General features: G+C 62.6%; 18 protein-coding genes. 7 read left to right on the top strand and 11 right to left on the bottom strand.

Going from position 1 to position 15,971, the window contains the following annotated elements; all coding sequences use genetic code 11:
* Positions 1-246: 246 nt before the first annotated feature.
* A complete protein-coding gene (locus tag PVW51_RS23530; protein WP_274578111.1) occupies positions 247-756 on the bottom strand; it encodes a CoxG family protein in 510 nt (169 codons plus the stop codon).
* A 208-nt stretch (positions 757-964) separates the two neighbouring features.
* On the opposite strand from PVW51_RS23530, the gene PVW51_RS23535 reads away from it, so the two are divergent.
* The 5 genes from PVW51_RS23535 to PVW51_RS23555 all read left to right on the top strand — a co-directional run bounded on the left by PVW51_RS23535 (position 965) and on the right by PVW51_RS23555 (position 6,841).
* Entirely contained in the window at positions 965-1,645 is a 681-nt protein-coding gene (locus PVW51_RS23535; RefSeq protein WP_274578129.1) for a response regulator, read from the top strand.
* A 28-nt stretch (positions 1,646-1,673) separates the two neighbouring features.
* Positions 1,674-2,840: an FIST N-terminal domain-containing protein gene (locus PVW51_RS23540; protein WP_443288732.1), complete on the top strand. Its 1,167-nt coding sequence runs from the start codon at positions 1,674-1,676 to the stop codon at positions 2,838-2,840.
* The gene (locus PVW51_RS23545; RefSeq protein ID WP_269367853.1) at positions 2,830-5,031 is read left to right on the top strand and encodes a hybrid sensor histidine kinase/response regulator; all 2,202 of its coding nucleotides are present in this window, start codon (positions 2,830-2,832) and stop codon (positions 5,029-5,031) included. Before PVW51_RS23540 ends, PVW51_RS23545 begins: the two co-directional genes overlap by 11 nt.
* Positions 5,032-5,231: 200 nt before the next feature.
* Positions 5,232-6,332, top strand: a complete 1,101-nt coding sequence (cheB, locus tag PVW51_RS23550) for a chemotaxis-specific protein-glutamate methyltransferase CheB (RefSeq protein WP_274578118.1) — start codon at positions 5,232-5,234, stop codon at positions 6,330-6,332.
* The gene (locus tag PVW51_RS23555; protein WP_269367855.1) at positions 6,329-6,841 is read left to right on the top strand and encodes a chemotaxis protein CheD; all 513 of its coding nucleotides are present in this window, start codon (positions 6,329-6,331) and stop codon (positions 6,839-6,841) included. Before cheB ends, PVW51_RS23555 begins: the two co-directional genes overlap by 4 nt.
* Before the next feature lie 46 nt (positions 6,842-6,887).
* On the opposite strand, the gene PVW51_RS23560 is transcribed toward PVW51_RS23555, so the two are convergent.
* From PVW51_RS23560 to PVW51_RS23605, 10 genes are all read right to left on the bottom strand, one after another.
* Positions 6,888-7,250: a hypothetical protein gene (locus PVW51_RS23560; protein ID WP_274578120.1), complete on the bottom strand. Its 363-nt coding sequence runs from the start codon at positions 7,248-7,250 to the stop codon at positions 6,888-6,890.
* 14 nt (positions 7,251-7,264) lie between these two features.
* Positions 7,265-7,651: a response regulator gene (locus PVW51_RS23565; RefSeq protein ID WP_067295727.1), complete on the bottom strand. Its 387-nt coding sequence runs from the start codon at positions 7,649-7,651 to the stop codon at positions 7,265-7,267.
* Between the two features lie 59 nt (positions 7,652-7,710).
* Complete coding sequence (locus tag PVW51_RS23570; RefSeq protein ID WP_269367857.1) at positions 7,711-8,559, bottom strand: CheR family methyltransferase; 849 nt, start codon at positions 8,557-8,559, stop codon at positions 7,711-7,713.
* On the bottom strand, positions 8,556-9,011 hold the full coding sequence (locus PVW51_RS23575; protein WP_269367858.1) for a chemotaxis protein CheW: 456 nt from the start codon (positions 9,009-9,011) through the stop codon (positions 8,556-8,558). Before PVW51_RS23575 ends, PVW51_RS23570 begins: the two co-directional genes overlap by 4 nt.
* Positions 9,008-11,242: a chemotaxis protein CheA gene (locus tag PVW51_RS23580; RefSeq protein ID WP_274578121.1), complete on the bottom strand. Its 2,235-nt coding sequence runs from the start codon at positions 11,240-11,242 to the stop codon at positions 9,008-9,010. Before PVW51_RS23580 ends, PVW51_RS23575 begins: the two co-directional genes overlap by 4 nt.
* Positions 11,243-11,255: 13 nt before the next feature.
* Entirely contained in the window at positions 11,256-11,621 is a 366-nt protein-coding gene (locus tag PVW51_RS23585; RefSeq protein ID WP_114277159.1) for a response regulator, read from the bottom strand.
* Positions 11,618-11,893 (bottom strand): STAS domain-containing protein, encoded by a 276-nt coding sequence (locus tag PVW51_RS23590; protein ID WP_274578122.1) that lies wholly within the window; start codon positions 11,891-11,893, stop codon positions 11,618-11,620. Before PVW51_RS23590 ends, PVW51_RS23585 begins: the two co-directional genes overlap by 4 nt.
* A gap of 198 nt (positions 11,894-12,091) precedes the next feature.
* A complete protein-coding gene (locus tag PVW51_RS23595; RefSeq protein ID WP_274578124.1) occupies positions 12,092-13,171 on the bottom strand; it encodes a methyltetrahydrofolate cobalamin methyltransferase in 1,080 nt (359 codons plus the stop codon).
* 21 nt (positions 13,172-13,192) lie between these two features.
* Complete coding sequence (locus tag PVW51_RS23600; protein ID WP_269367862.1) at positions 13,193-14,122, bottom strand: methylenetetrahydrofolate reductase; 930 nt, start codon at positions 14,120-14,122, stop codon at positions 13,193-13,195.
* Positions 14,123-14,150: 28 nt separating this feature from the next.
* Positions 14,151-14,447 (bottom strand): virulence factor, encoded by a 297-nt coding sequence (locus PVW51_RS23605; protein ID WP_274578126.1) that lies wholly within the window; start codon positions 14,445-14,447, stop codon positions 14,151-14,153.
* Between the two features lie 395 nt (positions 14,448-14,842).
* On the opposite strand from PVW51_RS23605, the gene PVW51_RS23610 reads away from it, so the two are divergent.
* Both PVW51_RS23610 and PVW51_RS23615 read left to right on the top strand, forming a co-directional pair.
* Complete coding sequence (locus PVW51_RS23610; protein WP_274578127.1) at positions 14,843-14,995, top strand: hypothetical protein; 153 nt, start codon at positions 14,843-14,845, stop codon at positions 14,993-14,995.
* A 99-nt stretch (positions 14,996-15,094) separates the two neighbouring features.
* A complete protein-coding gene (locus PVW51_RS23615) occupies positions 15,095-15,859 on the top strand; it encodes a Stf0 family sulfotransferase (RefSeq protein ID WP_274578128.1) in 765 nt (254 codons plus the stop codon).
* Positions 15,860-15,971 lie beyond the last annotated feature (112 nt).

Genomic DNA, 15,971 nt, shown 5'->3' on the forward strand with positions numbered 1-15,971 from the left:
GGTCGGGCGCGGCCCGGGCTGACACCCGGGCCAAGGCTTGTGGCTGGCGTCGTGGAAGAACGATTTCGTTGTTTCGGGGGGGGGCGGTTGCAGGAACGTGCTTTTTCAGCAGCCTGACATGTCATATTTGACATGTCATCCTGATTGCAGGCGCAGAAACAGGACTTCGGCAATGCCGTCGCACGATCTGGTGTGCCGCGGCGCGCCGCCGCCGGCCGGTCGGCAGCAACCGTTTTTCAAAGACCCTCAGACCTTTTTCTGACGTCCGAACCAGCCTTTCTTGACCGGCGCGTCCGTAGCCGCCTCGACGGGTTCAGCGCCGCCCAGCGCCTGCTGGAAGTTGGAAAAGAACTGGTCGGCCATCTTCTTGGCAAAGCCGTCGATGATCCGGCTGCCCAATTGCGCCAGCTTGCCGCCCACCTTGGCATCCACCTCGTAGTGCAGGATAGTCTTGTCGCCCTGCGCCTCAAGGCGCACCTGCGCGCCGCCCTTGGCAAAGCCGGCGGCGCCGCCCTTGCCTTCGCCGCTGATGGTCAGGCTTTCCGGCGCCGCCATGTTGCTGAGGAATACGGCCCCCTTGAAGGTCGCCTTTACCGGCCCGACCTTTTGCACCACCGTGGCCTCGAACCCCTGTTCGGCTGAACCTGACATCTCCTGGCAGCCGGGGACGCAGACCTTGAGGACTTCGGGGTCAAGAAGGGCTGCGAAAACGCTGTAGCGGTCGGCATCTATGGTCTTTTGATCGCTCAGGTTCATCTGCTGTCTCCCTTGTTCGTCATGTTTCCCCACCCGAAATCCTGCCGGGTCTGGCAGATGTACTAGGGGCGGAGGCCACAACGCGCTATTGGACTTTGGTTGGGGGCAGGGGCATGAGCGCAGAGCCTAAGACCTTTTGGCTAGATACCTGCGCGGGAAATGCTGCTAGTCTTTGCCCATGAAAACAGATGAAATGCCGATGACGGATATGCTCACCCCCGAGACCCCGGGCAAATGGGCCCTGATCGTGGATGATCATCCCCTGTTCTGCGACGCGCTGGAGCTGACGCTCAGATCCGTGGCCGCCTATACCGACGTGCGCAGGACCCATTCGCTGGCCTCTGCGCTGGAGGAACTGGGGCAGGCCGCACCACCGGACCTTGTGCTGCTCGACCTCAACCTGCCGGATGTCAGCGGGCTGGACGGTCTTTTGCGGCTCAGGCGGCAGGTCGGGGATGCCCATGTGATCATCGTGACCTCGGTCACCGACAACGCGGTGATCAATGGCGCCATCGCGGCGGGGGCATCGGGATTTGTACCGAAACACAGCAGCCGGGGCACCTTCAAGGAGGCCATCGACGTCATCCGCTCGGGCCAGGTCTTTACGCCCAGCGGGTTTGTCGCCGGGGAGGGCGCGGCCGAAGACAACGTGAACCTGCGCCGCCTCACCTCGCTGACCAACCAGCAGGCCCGCATCCTTGAATTGATCTGCGCGGGCAAGCTGAACAAGCAGATTGCCTATGAGCTGTCGATCGCGGAAACCACCGTCAAGGCGCATGTGACAGCGATCATGCGCAAACTTGGCGTGCAGAACCGGACACAGGCGGTTCTGGTCGCCCATGAAGCCCAGTTCACATCCCAGTTGCCAAGTGACGAAGAGCGCCGCTAGTCTGCGTTGAGGGAGGCGCGATGTGGCAATTCAGCAAGAGGTTGAACCGCTGACGGGGGTGCGGCATGCATTGTGCCGCGGCCAGGTCGATGCGTCCCATCCCGATCCCATCGGCGTGCTCCGCCAGGCTCTGGGCCCAGCACCCCTGGCGGTGGTGGCGCTGTTCATTTCACCCGCCGCCGATTTCGACAGGCTTGTGCGCGAGGCCGATGCCGCCTTTGGCGAGGCCGAAGTGGTGGCCTGCACGACCGCCGGAGAAATCGGGGCGGGGGGTTATGCCGAGAACACGGTCATCGCCATCGGTTTCCCGCAGGCCCATTTCGCCGCCACCTCGATCCTGATCGAGGATCTGGGCGGAGGTTCTTCGCAGGCCCTGCAGGACCGTATCGCCCTGGAACGCGTCGCCCTGCAGGAGGCGCATCCGGACAAGCGTCATGGCTTTGCCTTTCTGCTGGTGGACGGGCTGTCGCTGCGCGAGGACATGCTGACCGTGGCCATCGCGCCGGCGCTGCGTGACATGGCACTGTTCGGCGGTTCGGCAGCGGATGGCGTGGATTTCGGTCATACGCGCGTCGCGCTGAATGGTCGTGCCTGCGAAAATGCGGCGGTGCTGACCCTGATCCAGAGCGCATTGCGGGTGAAGGTCTTCAGCATCGACCACCTGGTGCCGACCGACCGCCAGATGGTTGTGACCGGCGCCGACCCGGACCGGCGCATCGTCAAGTCGATCAATGCGGAACCTGCCGCGCAGGAATATGCGCGGCTTGTGGGCAAGGACCCCCAGCAGTTGGACCAGTTCACCTTTGCCTCCCATCCCGTGGTGGTGCGCATTGGTAGAAACCATCACGTGCGGGCGATCCAGCAGGTCAAGGAGGGGGGCGAACTGCTGTTCTTCTCCGCCATAGACGAGGGGATGGTGCTGACCCTGGCCGACCCTCTGGACATGGTCGACCACCTGCGGCGCAAGCTGGACGAGCTGGCGGATGCCGGTGCGCTTACCGATATCGTCGGCTGCGATTGCCTGCTGCGCCGGATCGAGGCCGAGCAGAAACAAACCACCCGCGCGGTGTCGGCGGTGCTCGCCGATCACCGTGTGATCGGCTTTTCCACCTACGGGGAACAGATCGGCGCGCTGCATGTCAATCACACGATGACCGGCGTGGCGATCTATGCGCCGGAGGAAGATGCGGAGTGACCCGGTGTCGGTGATCAACCCCGCAGATTCGATCGAGCGGCAGAACGAGAAACTGTTGCAGATCACCCAGGCCCTGATGCGCCGGGTGGAACAGAAGAACGAACAATCCGGCGTCGCCTATGCCCAGTTCGAACGCGCCGCCCTGCTGGAAGTGCAGGTGCGGGAACGGACCATCGACCTGGAACGCACGCTTGAACTTTTGCAGGAGTCGAATGCCCGGCTCGAAGTGGCCAACCGCGAAACCGCCATCGCGCGCGAAAACCTGACCGAAGCGATTGAAACCATCAGCGAAGGCTTTGCCCTGTTTGATCCCAGTGACCGTCTGGTGCTGTTCAACAGCCGGTTCTGCCGCGATCTGTCCGACATCGAACCGCAATTGTGCGAGGGGCTGTCCTTTGACGCCTATGTCGACCTGATTTCATCCAGCAGGTATCTGTCCCTGACCGCAGAGGTGACCCCGCAGAAATGGGCGCAACAACGCACCCGGCGGCACCGCGACAACCATGTGGTGTTCAATGTCAGCCTGATTCATGACCGATGGCTGCAGGTCAGCGAACACAGGACCGCGCGCGGCGGCACGGTGATTTTGCAGACGGATGTGACCAATATCATCCGGCTGGAACGCAAGGAGCGCGAGAAACTGCGCGATGAACAGGCCCAGATCCTGCGGGCCACGCTGGATCACCTCGACCAGGGGGTCTGCATCTTTGACCGGCACCGCAAGCTGATCGGCTGGAACCGGCGCATGGACTACCTGCTGGACCTGCCGCCGCAGGATACCGACCTGGGCCGCAATTTTGTGGTGCTGCTGGAGCGGCTGAACCGGCAACTGACCTTCCAGGACAGTTTCGACAGCCAGATGCTGATCGACTGGGCCGGGCAGGAAAGCGGGCGCAGGCCCATCGCCTTTGAGGTGACGGGCGACAACAACAAGGTGCTGAGCATCTTTGCCCAGGAAATGCCGGACCGGGGTTTCGTGATCAGCTTTACCGATGTCACCGCCGAAAGAGGGGCCGCGCGGGCGCTCGCCGAGATGAACGAGATGCTTGAACGCCGGGTGCAAAGCCGGACCCGCGAGCTGGGGATTGCGCTCTCCGAAGCGGAACGGGCCAATGCTTCCAAGTCGCGCTTTGTCGCGGCGGCCAGCCATGATCTGTTGCAACCCCTGTCGGCGGCCAAGCTCTTTGTCTCGGCCCTCTCCGAACAGATCGAGGCACCGGACCAGCGCGGGATTGTCGAAAAGGCAGAGACGGCCCTGGCCTCGGTCGAGCAGATCATCGAGGCGCTGCTGGACATCTCTCGGCTGGATGCCGAACACCCGACCTTTGACATCCAGCCGGTGCATCTGAGCGCCATTCTGGCACCCCTGCGCGATGAGCTGACACCGGTGGCGCAGGCCAAGGGGATAGAACTCTCCGTGGTCGATTGCGGGCTGTCGGTACGCTCCGATCCCGGCTACCTGCGCCGGATCGTGCAGAACCTGGTATCCAACGCGGTGCGCTATACGGAAACCGGCCGCGTGCTGGTGGGGGTGCGGCGGCGCGGCGGGATGGCCCAGCTTCAGGTCTGGGATACAGGACCGGGCATCGCCGAAGAGGAACAGGAAGCGATCTTTCAGGAGTTCCAGCGGCTCTCTGCGCATCAGAAGGAACATAGCCTGGGCCTGGGCCTGGCGATTGTGGAACGCGCATGCAAATCGCTGGGCCACCGGTTGCAGCTGACCTCGGCACCGGGCCGGGGCAGCCTGTTCTGCGTGGATGTGCCGGTTGTCGAAGGGCGGCAGGACCCCATCGTGCTGGCCCGCGAGCGGCCCGAAACTTCCGATCTGGAACGCAAGGGCGACATCGTGTTCCTGGTGGAAAATGACGAAAACCTTGCCAATGCGCTGGTCCTGATGATGGAAGGCTGGGGGGCAGAGGTGATCCACAGCCGCACCGGCGAGGACGCGTTGAAACTGCTGGCCGACATCGACCTCAGACCCGATGCGCTGGTGCTGGATCACCAGCTTGGCGAGGGCATGTCCGGCCTGGATCTGCTGTGCCGGATCCGCGCGCTGCATGGCGATGTGCCGGTGCGCCTGATATCTGCCGACCGCGGATTGGAACTGGAACGTGCCTGCCGGGAACTTGGCGTGAACCTGCTGCCGAAACCCATTGATAAAAGTAAGTTATTCGCGTTTCTGAACAGCTAGGCATGCCGCCCGGCCACCGGATGCGCCCGGAATTGCGCCGCAGATGCTGCCCACGGGCACCGGATTTTCGCATCCGGTTAAAGAGCTGTTCATGATCTGCCGTCATAGAAGAGGGGTGCCCCCGCCGGGGACGCGCGCAGGGTTTCGTTAACTTTCCAGCGGGAAATGGTCATGAGTGGCATCTTTGTGGGAAAAGCGCGGTGACGGATGCACCGCCCTCCATGGGGATGGATCCTGCGCGCTTTCAACAGCGCAAGACCGTGGTGATCGTGGACGATTCGCCCCTGCTGCGGCGGTGGTTGCGCTTGGTGCTGGAGGGCAATCGCCGTCTTGTTGTCGTGGGCGAAGCCAGCGACGCGAGAGAGGCAGGCGCGGTCATCAAGGCGACGCGCCCGGATGTGATTACCCTCGATATCGAACTGCCGGGAATGAACGGGTTGGAATTTCTGGAAAAACTGATGGTCCGCAATCCCTTACCGGTGGTCGTGTTTTCCGGCGTGACCCGCGCAAATTGCGAGACGACCGTGCGGGCGCTCATGCTGGGGGCGGTGGATTGTCTGGAAAAGCCCGAAAACGGGACCAGCCGGCGCTTGCGCGACACCATCTCGCGACGTGTCTTTGCCGCCGCCTGCAGCAGGATACAGACAGCGCCGCGCGCCCGTGCCGCCAGCACGTCTGCACCTGCTGTCCGGCATCAGGGCATGGAACCTCTCGTGCTGATCGGGGCCTCGACAGGGGGTGTTGCAGCCCTGGACACGCTTATTGGCGGGCTGGATCCTGCTGGCCCGCCGGTTGTGATCGTTCAACACATGCCGGGTATGCAACTGGTCAGTTTTTCGCAGCTTCTGGACCGCAGGTTTGATCAGGATGTCCTGCTTGCGCGTCCCGGCATGGCATTGACACCTGGTCAGATCGTGCTGGCCCCGGCCCTGGGCCAGCATACGCAGGTGACGCGCAGCCTTGGGCAATGGGAAATCCGCCTGCAATCCGATGACGAAGGGGCAGGGCATTGCCCCTCCATCAATCAGTTGTTTCACTCGGCAGTGCCCCATGCCCGCGACGTGATCGCGACGATCCTGACCGGTCTTGGTCAGGACGGCGCGCGCGGGTTGAAGGCCCTGCGCGATGCGGGCGCGACCACCTTTGGCCAGGACCAGGACAGCAGCACTGTCTACGGCATGCCGCGCGCCGCCTGGGAAATCGGTGCCGTGGAACGCCAGTTTCCACTGGCGGAGATGTCGCAGGCCCTCAATCAAGCGGCGGCGCGGCACCGGGCACGATTGGTGAGGGCAAGACAATGACCACAACGACCAGGGTGATCACACAGGGGGAATATGCGGTTTCCGATGACCCCGGTGTGGTCATTTCCACCCTGCTTGGCTCCTGTGTGGCCTGCTGTCTGCACGACCCTCTGGTCGGTGTCGGCGGGATGAACCATATCCTGATTGCCGCAAATGCCCGGCAATCCACCCGTTTCGACCCGGAAGGTCTGAATGCGATGGAACTGGTGATCAACGACATGCTCAAACTGGGGGCCCAGAAATCGCGGATGCAGGCAAAGCTGTTCGGCGGGGCGAAAATGGTGACCGGACTGTCCGACATCGGCGGCGCAAATGCGGCCTTTGTTCTGAATTTCCTTGAAAGCGAGAATATTCCCTGTCTGTCAAAATCCGTCGGCGGCGATACGGCGCGGCATCTCATCTATCTGCCAGCGCGCGGGATCGCCCGGCAAAAGACCAAACCCCGCGCCGCGGTCACCGAGGCGGTGCCAGCGGCACCAATGGCGAACCGGGAAATCGAACTGTTCTGACCCGCGGCATGTCGTGTCGATGGCCGACAGCAACAGCGGTGGGGGGTTAGAACAGGTCCAGATCTCCCGACGAGCGGGTGGGAAGTGGGGCGGCGCCCTGACAGTGCTGCGCTTGAAACAATGCGCGCGTGTCCGCCAGCCGCAGTGAGGAACAGGCATCCGCCAGGCCCGCCACCCCGATGGTGTTCACACCGGGCTGGCACCCGATTGCTGCTGTCAGTGCGGTCAGATCCTCCAGCGACTGCCGCAGATAGTCGAGGCTTTGCAGCTGCCCGATCACACCCGCATCCTCGCGCGACAGATCAAGCCTGTCGCCGATGGCATGTTCGGCCCAGTTCACCATTTCGGCCAGCCCTGCCACGTGCGATGAGACACGCTGCAAGATGACCCCAAGGTCAGGTTCCTGCATTGATCCGCCCCCCCTTACAGGCGTCCAACTACCTGTTCGATGCAATTGCGCAAGTCGTTGGGTTCAAAAGGCTTCTTGAGATAATTGTTCATGCCCAGCTTCTTGCCGTGGTCGATGATCTGCTGTTCGGCCCGGCCTGTGATCAGTACAAAGCCGATGCCCTTGGTCTTGGGGGTGGCGCGCAGGTAATGCAGCAGTTTCAGCCCGTCCATTTCGGGCATGTTGTAATCGGAAATGACAAGATGCACCGGTTTTGCCGTCAATGCCTGCAGGGCCTGTTTACCGTTTTCTGCGGTGAACACATTGCGCACCCCGAAAGAATCCAGCGCCTGCGTGATCAGGCCACGGCTGGTGGACATGTCGTCGACAACCATGATGTGGATTTGGTCACGCAAGGCCATATTGGGATTTCCTCGTTGGTTTCGGGCGACGCGCCAGGCACGTGCGGTCTGTTGTCGGTTCAGATCGGTCGATAAGTCGTGGGCTCGCCCACGCGGAAGCCGAATTTCTCCGGCTGCGCGATGCGTTCGGAATGACCCAGAAAAAGAATGCCGTCAGGGCGCAGCAGCTGATGCATGCGCGGCCAGAGCCTGCATTGCGTTTCAAGATCGAAATAGATCACGACATTTCTGCAGAAAACCACGTCAAACTGGCTGCGCATCGGCCATTCCCTGAGCAGGTTCAAAGGGTTGTACCTGATCATTCTCTTGATGTCTGAATGCGCGGCATATCCCGCCTCCCCTCCGGCACCGGCGCTCTGACGGGTGAAGAACCGCGCGCGCATCTCATCGGATACACCGCTCATCAGCCGGTCGGGGTATATCCCTTCGCGGGCGAAATTGATCACGGTGGAATCAATGTCGGTCGCGAGAATGCGCAGATCGAGCTTGTGCATATCCGGCGCATGATCCAGCAGGGTCATGGCGATCGACAGCGGTTCCTGTCCCTTCGAACAGCCGGCCGACCAGATGCGCAGGCATCCGCCGGCGCGCAGCTCGGGCAGACGTTTCGCCACCAGCTTGCCCAGCGTGTCGAAATGATGGCTTTCGCGGAAGAAATGCGAGACATTTGTGGTCAGCGCGGAAATCAGATGCTGGTGTTCTTCCCGCCCATCCTCCGACTGGAGATAGGAGCAATAGGCGGCGAAATCCGACAGGCCAAGATTGCGCAACCTGTGGCGCAGGCGTGACTGGATCATCGTCGCTTTCTTGTCGGCCAGGATCAGGCCGCTTTCCCGGTACGCCAGATCCGCGATGGCGCGAAAGCTGTCGGGATCCAGCGTTGTCGAGGTCAGCCGGGGCGCGTTCATGCGGCCAGACCTTCGCCCACGTTGATGGTCGCACCAAGGTCAAGGACCCGGATCATCCGGTCGTCGATCAGGGTCAGCGCGCTGACCACACCGCCGCCACCGGCGGAGCCGTCCGGCGGCGGTTGCAGATCGTCGGAGGTGAGCGCGATGATGTCCGAGACCGCATCGACCAGCAGGCCGGTCATGCATTCGTCATGTTTCACCACGATGATCACGGCGCGGTCGCTTTGGGCGCGCGGCGGCAGGCCCAGGCGTTCGGCCAGGTCCATCACGGGCAGGACCGTGCCGCGCAGGTTGATCACCCCTTTCATGTAATGCGGCGCCTGGGGCAGCGGGGTGGCGCGGGTCCAGCCCCGGATTTCGCGCACGGACATGATATCAAGGGAATATTCCTGCTCGGCCAATTGGAATGTCAGCAGTTCGATGCTGCTTGTCGGATTCGTTTCGGTCATGCGATGGCTCCTTCGGCGCGGGTCTGGGGTGCCACGGTCAGATGCGCGGACATGGCGTTGGAAATGATGTCGGAGGGGTCGAGGATCAGGGCGATCTGGCCATCCCCGAGGATCGTCGCGGCGGCAATGCCGGGGGCGCGATGAAAGCTCTCGTCGAGCCCCTTGATGACGACCTGCCGCTGATCGACGATATTGTCGATCATCAGGGCGGCGTTGCTGCCGTCCTCCTGGCCGATCAGCAGCACAACGGCGCCGGTCATATCCTCAAGCGGGGCGCGGTAGCCCAATGCCCCGCCAAGATCCAGCAACGGCACAAAACCGCTGCGCACCCGCACGACGTTTCTGCCCGGGCGCAACATCTGGACATCGCCGGCCTCCAGCGTGAGGGTTTCGACAACAACATTCAGCGGCAGGACCAGGGTTTCATCCGCCACCTCGACCACCATGCCATCGAGCACCGCAAGCGTGAGCGGCAGCGAGATCGAGAATGTCGTGCCCTCGCCAGGATGCGAGGTGGTCGTGATACGCCCGCCAAGGGCCTGGATCGCGGTGCGGACCACATCCATGCCCACGCCACGGCCCGAGAGGTCAGATACCTTGTCCGCCGTGGAGAAACCGGGCATGAACAACAGGTTATCAATTTCCGTATCGCTCAGCACCGCGTCTGGGGGAATCAACCCCTTGTCGATGGCAAGCTGTTGCACCTTGGGGCGGTTGATCCCGGCACCATCGTCGGAAATCTCGATGATCACCCGGCCCGAGCGATGGGCGGCAGACAGGTTGACCTGACCCTGTTCGGGTTTTCCGGCCGCGAGGCGGGCGGATTTGCTTTCCAACCCGTGATCCACCGCGTTGCGGATCATATGGGTCAGCGGGTCGGCCAGCCGTTCGATCACGGTCTTGTCGACTTCGGTGTCTTCGCCGTGAACAATCAGGCGCACATCCTTGTCCACCGCACCGGAGGCTTCGCGGACGATGCGCGACATGCGCTGGAACAGCGATTTCACGGGCTGAGCGCGGATCATCATGACCGAATCCTGGATGTCGCGGGTCAGGCGTTGGAATTCCTCAAGCCCGTTCATGGCGTCGGAGTGCGGCGAAAGCCCCGATTGCTCCAGACTTTGGCTAAGCATCGCCTGATTGATCACCAGTTCGCCAACCAGATTGACCAGCCGTTCGATTCTATCGATATCGACCCGCACAACGGTCTTGGCTGCTGGCGGTGCCTGCGCGGCGGGTTTGGGCGGGGCCGGTGCGGGTTTTACCGCGGGTTCCTTTTCCTGCTCCGGCAGTGGTTCGGGGGCAGAGGGCCCCTCGGGTGCCTGAGGCACCTCGGCCTCAGCCGCTTCTGGCATTTCCGGCGCTGTGAGGTCCGCCGCTGCGATGACGGTGCCCGGAGGTTCGGCATCGGCATCGGATATGATGTCAAGGCGGCACAATCCTTCCACAAATTCGAAGATCGAGGCGATTTCCGCCTCTTCTGCTTCGGTTTCAAGCGTGATGTCCCAGGTCAGATGGGGAACCTCGGGAACCAGTTGCGCAAGCTCCGGGACCGCCGAGGTGTCGCAGGTCACATGCATCTCTCCCAGCGCCTGGAGGTTGCGCAGCAGCAATGCCGGTTCGTTACCGGTCTCGAAAAGCTCCGCCGTCGGGGTGAAGCGGATCTGATAGTGACGTGTATCGGGTGCATCCAGCCCGGGCAGGGGGGGCAAGGGCGGCAGGTCCTCAAGATCGGCAAGGTCCGGGCCGTCACCGCCGTCGGTGCCGAGGTCCAGCGAGATGCCCATCGGTTTGAAATCAATCTCTTCTTCCGGCGCATCGGCGAGTTCGTCACTGTCGCCCAGAAATGCGCTCAGGGCTTCAAGCAGCGCTTGTGTGCGTTCCTCCGGGGCGGGCAGGTTGTCGCGGCTGATCCGCACCAGATCAGACAGATGGTCCGCCGCCTGATAAAAGACCTTGAGCGCCTCCGGCGTGACCGCCAATCGTTCGGCGCGGACTTCATCCAGGACGGTTTCATAGCGGTGTGCAAAGCGCACCAGGAATTCCAGCCCAAAGGCGCCGGCGCCGCCCTTGATGGAATGGACCGCGCGAAAGACGATATTGATGGTTTCGCTGTCGTCGGCACCGTCATCCATGATCTGGAGGCCATCCTGCAGGGATTCCAGCAGTTCCTCGCATTCGATGAAGAAGGAGGCGCGGATCTCTGCCATGGGATCGTTCTGTTCACTCATCTCATCGACCCCCTCAACTTGCGATCATCTGCAGGGCCTTGACCAGTTTCTCAGGGTCAAAGGGTTTCACGATCCAGCCGGTCGCCCCGGCGGCACGGGCGCGCTGTTTCAGCTCTGGCGCGGCTTCGGTTGTCAGCACCAGAATCGGCGTCGCGCGGTGCCTGTCCTGGCCGCGCACGGCGTCGATGAAGCCGAACCCGTCCATGCGGGGCATGTTGATGTCGGTGATGATGGCGTCGGGTTCGATGCCATCCAGCACCTCGACACCATGCACGCCGTCATCGGCGGTATGAACGGTGAAACCGGCGGGCAGCAGGGCCAGGCGGATCATGTCGCGCATCGTGCGGCTGTCGTCGACGGCAAGTATTTCCAGGCTCATTCCTGCCCCTCCACTATGGTTTCGGGGGACATGCCCATGGCCCTCATCTGGGCCAGCACCTTGTCTGGCACATTGACCAGATGCAGCGCGGCACCTGCCGCGCGCAGCGATCTGGCGGCGGAGACAAGAACCTGAAGGCAAAGGGCCCCCAATTGGGTCACCTCCGCCATGTCCAGGGTGACATCCTGACCGGCGCGGGCCATGAGGGCGGCATGCAGGCCAGCGGCCTGCGTCACATTCAGCCGACTTTCCGGGATCAACGGCTCAGCCATCTTGGGACTGGCCCTGCAAGGGGTGAGCAGACTTCATCACGCAACTCCAGTTCAGCTTTGTCAGCCCGGTGTAGCGTGCGGTCCGTTAATTCTGCGTTACCTTGCGCGCCCTGCGCAGGATTTCCCTGAGACCCGCATGAAAAAGCCCCGTGGAGGGTGCCACGGGGCTTTGAATGTCATGGGATCGGCAAGCGCGCCTCAGCGGCGGCGGCGTCCGCCGGTACGCCCGGCACGGCCGCGCCCCTCGTGGCCCGCTTTCGGGGCCTGCTTGTTGAATTCGATCCATGCGCCGCCATGCGGGTCGCGGTTGAACAGGAAATTCGCCGCCCGGATCGCTTCCATTTCCTTGCCCGGACGCGGCAGCGAAGAGCCCATGCCGAAAAGCTGCACGAATACTTCGTCGTCCATGCCTTCCGGCAGAATCACGCCCAGCGCTTCCAGCTCGGCCTTTTTCTCGGCGATCTTGGTCTGGTTCACGGGCAGGGCCACCGGGTTCATGATGGCAGAGGTCATGCCGGCACCCATCGCCATCGGCAAGAAGGCGTTGTTGATGCCGTGACGGTTGGGCAGGCCGAAAGAGATGTTGGAGGCCCCGCAGGTGGTGTTCACGCCCAGTTCCTCGCGCAGGCGGCGCACCAGGGTAAAGACCTGGTGGCCCGCCGTCGCCATGGCACCGATGGGCATGACCAGCGGGTCCACCACGATGTCATGGGCCGGGATGCCGAAATCGGCGGCGCGTTCCACGATCTTCTTGGCCACGGCAAAGCGGACTTCGGGGTCTTCGGAAATGCCGGTGTCATCGTTGGAGATTGCCACCACCGGCACGTTGTATTTCTTGACCAGCGGCAGGACCAGTTCCAGCCGCTCTTCCTCGCCGGTGACCGAGTTCAGCAGCGGGCGGCCTTCGCAGGCCTGCAGGCCGTTCTCAAGCGCGCCGGGCACGGAGCTGTCGATGCAGATCGGGCAGTCGGTCACGGCCTGCACCCGCTTGATCATCTCGGGCATCAGCATCGGCTCGACAAAGTTGTTGTCGGCATAGCGCGGATCTTCGGCCATCTTGTTGGAAAAGACCGCGCCTGAATTGACGTCCAGAATGTTCGCACCCGCCGCGACCTGCGCCACCGCATCGGCTTCGACACGAGAGAAATCGCCGCGCTCCAGTTCTTCGGCCAAGATCTTGCGGCCTGTGGGGTTGATCCGTTCGCCGATGACGCAAAACGGCTCGTCAAAGCCGATGATGGCGGTCTTGGTCTTGGATTCGACAACGGTACGGGTCATGAAAAGGTCCTTTGTTCGGCGTTATTCGGCGTTTGCGGGGGCAGCGGCGTCGCCCCCGTTCTGGATGGCCCAGTTGGCATTGGTCTTGATGCCACCAAGCGGGAAGAAATGCACGTGGCTGATGTTGAAATCGGGGTTCTCGGCCTTGTGACGGGCCAGTTCGGTCACAACGTCGGTCGGCTCATAGGGCAGCAGCAGCTTGGTCACATCCATCGCGCGTTTCTGCAGGACCTTGAGCGAGGGGCCGACGCCGCAGGCGATGGCGAATTTGATCAGGGTCTGCAGCTTGGCAGGCCCCGCGATGCCGATGTGGATCGGCAGGGTGATGCCCGCGTATTTCAGGCTGTCGGCCCATTCGATGATCGGCTGCGCCTCAAAGGCGAATTGCGTGGCGATGGCCATCTTCGCATCGGTCCGGCTCTGGAAGTCGTTCTTCCAGCGCAGCGCCTCGTCCACCCGCAGGCGGGTGCCGTCGGTGTCGATGTCGCGGTTGCCTTCGGGATGGCCCGCGACATGCAGGCGTTCAAAGCCTGCCTCGTCGAAGAGACCGGTTTCCATCAGCTGCATGGAGTCGCTGAAATCGCCGTGCGGGGTGGTCACGCCACCGGCCAGCAGCAGCGCCTGTTTCACATCGGCTTCGCCCTGGTACATGGCGATCCAGTTCGCCAGCGTCGCCCGGTCCTTGATGATGCGTGCGGGAAAGTGCGGCATGACCTTGTAACCATCGGCGTTCAGGCGTTTGGCCGTGGCCACCATGTCCTCGATCGGGGTGCCTTCGATATGGGCGATATAGACGCGGGTGCCTGCGGGCAGCAGATCGCGGAAATCCTCGACCTTCTCGGCGGTGCGGGGCATCACCTCGATGGAGTAATCTTGCAGGAACGCCTCGACTTCTGGGCTGTTTGTGGGCGCCTGGGGCGCTTCCTTGCGGCGGAAGTTCAGCAAAGACATGATGTTATCCTTGAACATGGGGCGGCCCTCAGGCCCAGCCGTCGTTGGCGATCAGCGCTTTGATCCGGTCCTTGTCGTATTCGGCGTCCAGGCGGGCGGCCTCTGCGTCGGCCACGGCGTCGGGGTCTCCCTCAACCTCGTAAGGATCGGCTTTGCGCCACTCAGCGAGATAGGCATCGGTGTCTTCGGCCCCCACTTTCATGGCGGCACGGTCGATGGCCTGCTCAAAGCGCTCCGGCAACTGGCGTTTGGAGCCACGACGGCCCTTGCCGACGATCACCTGTGCGGGGATGTCGCGCCAATATACGATCGTGACGTCCGGCATGGGTGATTCCTCCGTTGCGCTTTGTGGCCTTCTATCGGCAGTCGCGTCTTTCCCGTCGTCGTTTTTCGACAATCGGGACCCCATCCGCGACCTGCGCCTTGTAGCCTGCCGGTGCGTGCAGGGCGAGGGGCAGGGGTGCTCATAATTCTCAACAAGGTTGTGAGGTTTGCTGCATGGAGCGGGACAGCGTGTCGGCCGGACGCAGTGGCATTGCCAGATTTCTGGCTTTCTACAACACGAGAAGACCGCGTTCATCGCTGGACGGGCCAGCGCATGCCCGGGGTGGGCGATGCTAACCTTGGTTCATGCCACTTTATTTCTCAACCGTGATGAATCCCAACGCGGGAACAACTAGCCTCACCAAATCGCCTACCCGTCATGCCAAAGGCATGCCAATGATCAACGACGCACCTTCGGTGCGACCGGCGGGCAGGCGATGGCCCGGCGCCTTCGGCTTGTTCCGGGCCTGGGTGCTCATGTTTGATGGCAGCAATGTCCGCTCAGCCGCCATTCGTCAGCTTGTCGATGAAGGTCCGCGTTCAAAATGACTATGCCGACCGGGCGTGTCGATCCAGGCTGAGTGGCTATGTTGAAAGTCCCGGATCATGGCTGTTGGTTTGCGTGATCACCAGCACTAAAATACCGGGATGAACGATACACCCCATGCCTATGTCCTGTGCAGCAACCCGCGCAGCGGCACCACGCTGCTCTGTAACATGCTGGCGCAAACCGGCGTCGCGGGGCGGCCGGATTCGTTCTTTGGCGCGCAGCATCTGGCCGACTGGTGCGCCGATTGGGGCATCACCGAAGCTGTTGACCCGGATGATGCGCATTTTACCGAAAAATATTTCGCTGCCATGCGCCGCGAAGGGCAGGGCGGCACCGCGCTGTTCGGTCTGCGGCTGATGGGGCCTGATCTGGGCTCGGCCTGCGCCTGGCTGGGCCGCAGACACCCCGGCCTGCCCGATGACGCCGCCCGCTTTGCCGCCGCGTTCGGACCGGTCCGCTTCATCTATCTCAGCCGCACGGACAAGCTGGCAGAGGCGGTGTCCTATCTCAGGGCCGAACAGAGCGGGCTCTGGCACAGCCGCCCCGATGGCAGCGCGCTTGAGGAACTGCCGCCTGCCGGGCCACCGGGCTATGATGCAGCTGCGCTCACCCGGCGCATTACCGAATTGCAGGCGCTGGATGCGGCCTGGCCCGTCTGGTTTGACGCCAATGGCATTGCGCCGCTGCGGCTGAGCTATGAAGACCTGTCGGAGGTACCGCAAAAGACGCTTGCGCAGGTGCTGGCGTTCATCGGTCTTGACCCGGGGTGCGCCGCGGATATCACCCCCGGCACCCGCAAGCTCGCAGATGCCACCAGTGCCGCCTGGATCGCGCGCTACAGGGCCGAGGCGGGCCGCGCCTGACAGCACGCGGCATCCCGAGACAGTTGCTAGGTCGTGTTGACATTCATTGTCGCCCACCCGTTTCAGTCCAAAATTGCTCAGTTCCAGGCAAGAGAGCGCAGGAATAGCCAGC

The organism is Sulfitobacter sp. PR48, assembly GCF_028807335.1.
In the GTDB taxonomy this organism is placed as follows: domain Bacteria; phylum Pseudomonadota; class Alphaproteobacteria; order Rhodobacterales; family Rhodobacteraceae; genus Sulfitobacter.

Coding starts and splice junctions, on each gene's coding strand:
- PVW51_RS23615 (WP_274578128.1), top strand. CDS start 15,095: ATGAACGATACACCCCATGCCTATGTCCTGTGCAGCAACCCGCGCAGC.
- PVW51_RS23585 (WP_114277159.1), bottom strand. CDS start 11,621: ATGAGCCTGGAAATACTTGCCGTCGACGACAGCCGCACGATGCGCGAC.
- PVW51_RS23610 (WP_274578127.1), top strand. CDS start 14,843: ATGATCAACGACGCACCTTCGGTGCGACCGGCGGGCAGGCGATGGCCC.
- PVW51_RS23570 (WP_269367857.1), bottom strand. CDS start 8,559: ATGAACGCGCCCCGGCTGACCTCGACAACGCTGGATCCCGACAGCTTT.
- PVW51_RS23575 (WP_269367858.1), bottom strand. CDS start 9,011: ATGACCGAAACGAATCCGACAAGCAGCATCGAACTGCTGACATTCCAA.
- PVW51_RS23600 (WP_269367862.1), bottom strand. CDS start 14,122: ATGTCTTTGCTGAACTTCCGCCGCAAGGAAGCGCCCCAGGCGCCCACA.
- PVW51_RS23590 (WP_274578122.1), bottom strand. CDS start 11,893: ATGGCTGAGCCGTTGATCCCGGAAAGTCGGCTGAATGTGACGCAGGCC.
- PVW51_RS23555 (WP_269367855.1), top strand. CDS start 6,329: ATGACCACAACGACCAGGGTGATCACACAGGGGGAATATGCGGTTTCC.
- PVW51_RS23565 (WP_067295727.1), bottom strand. CDS start 7,651: ATGGCCTTGCGTGACCAAATCCACATCATGGTTGTCGACGACATGTCC.
- PVW51_RS23530 (WP_274578111.1), bottom strand. CDS start 756: ATGAACCTGAGCGATCAAAAGACCATAGATGCCGACCGCTACAGCGTT.
- PVW51_RS23595 (WP_274578124.1), bottom strand. CDS start 13,171: ATGACCCGTACCGTTGTCGAATCCAAGACCAAGACCGCCATCATCGGC.
- PVW51_RS23545 (WP_269367853.1), top strand. CDS start 2,830: ATGCGGAGTGACCCGGTGTCGGTGATCAACCCCGCAGATTCGATCGAG.
- PVW51_RS23560 (WP_274578120.1), bottom strand. CDS start 7,250: ATGCAGGAACCTGACCTTGGGGTCATCTTGCAGCGTGTCTCATCGCAC.
- PVW51_RS23605 (WP_274578126.1), bottom strand. CDS start 14,447: ATGCCGGACGTCACGATCGTATATTGGCGCGACATCCCCGCACAGGTG.
- PVW51_RS23535 (WP_274578129.1), top strand. CDS start 965: ATGCTCACCCCCGAGACCCCGGGCAAATGGGCCCTGATCGTGGATGAT.
- PVW51_RS23580 (WP_274578121.1), bottom strand. CDS start 11,242: ATGAGTGAACAGAACGATCCCATGGCAGAGATCCGCGCCTCCTTCTTC.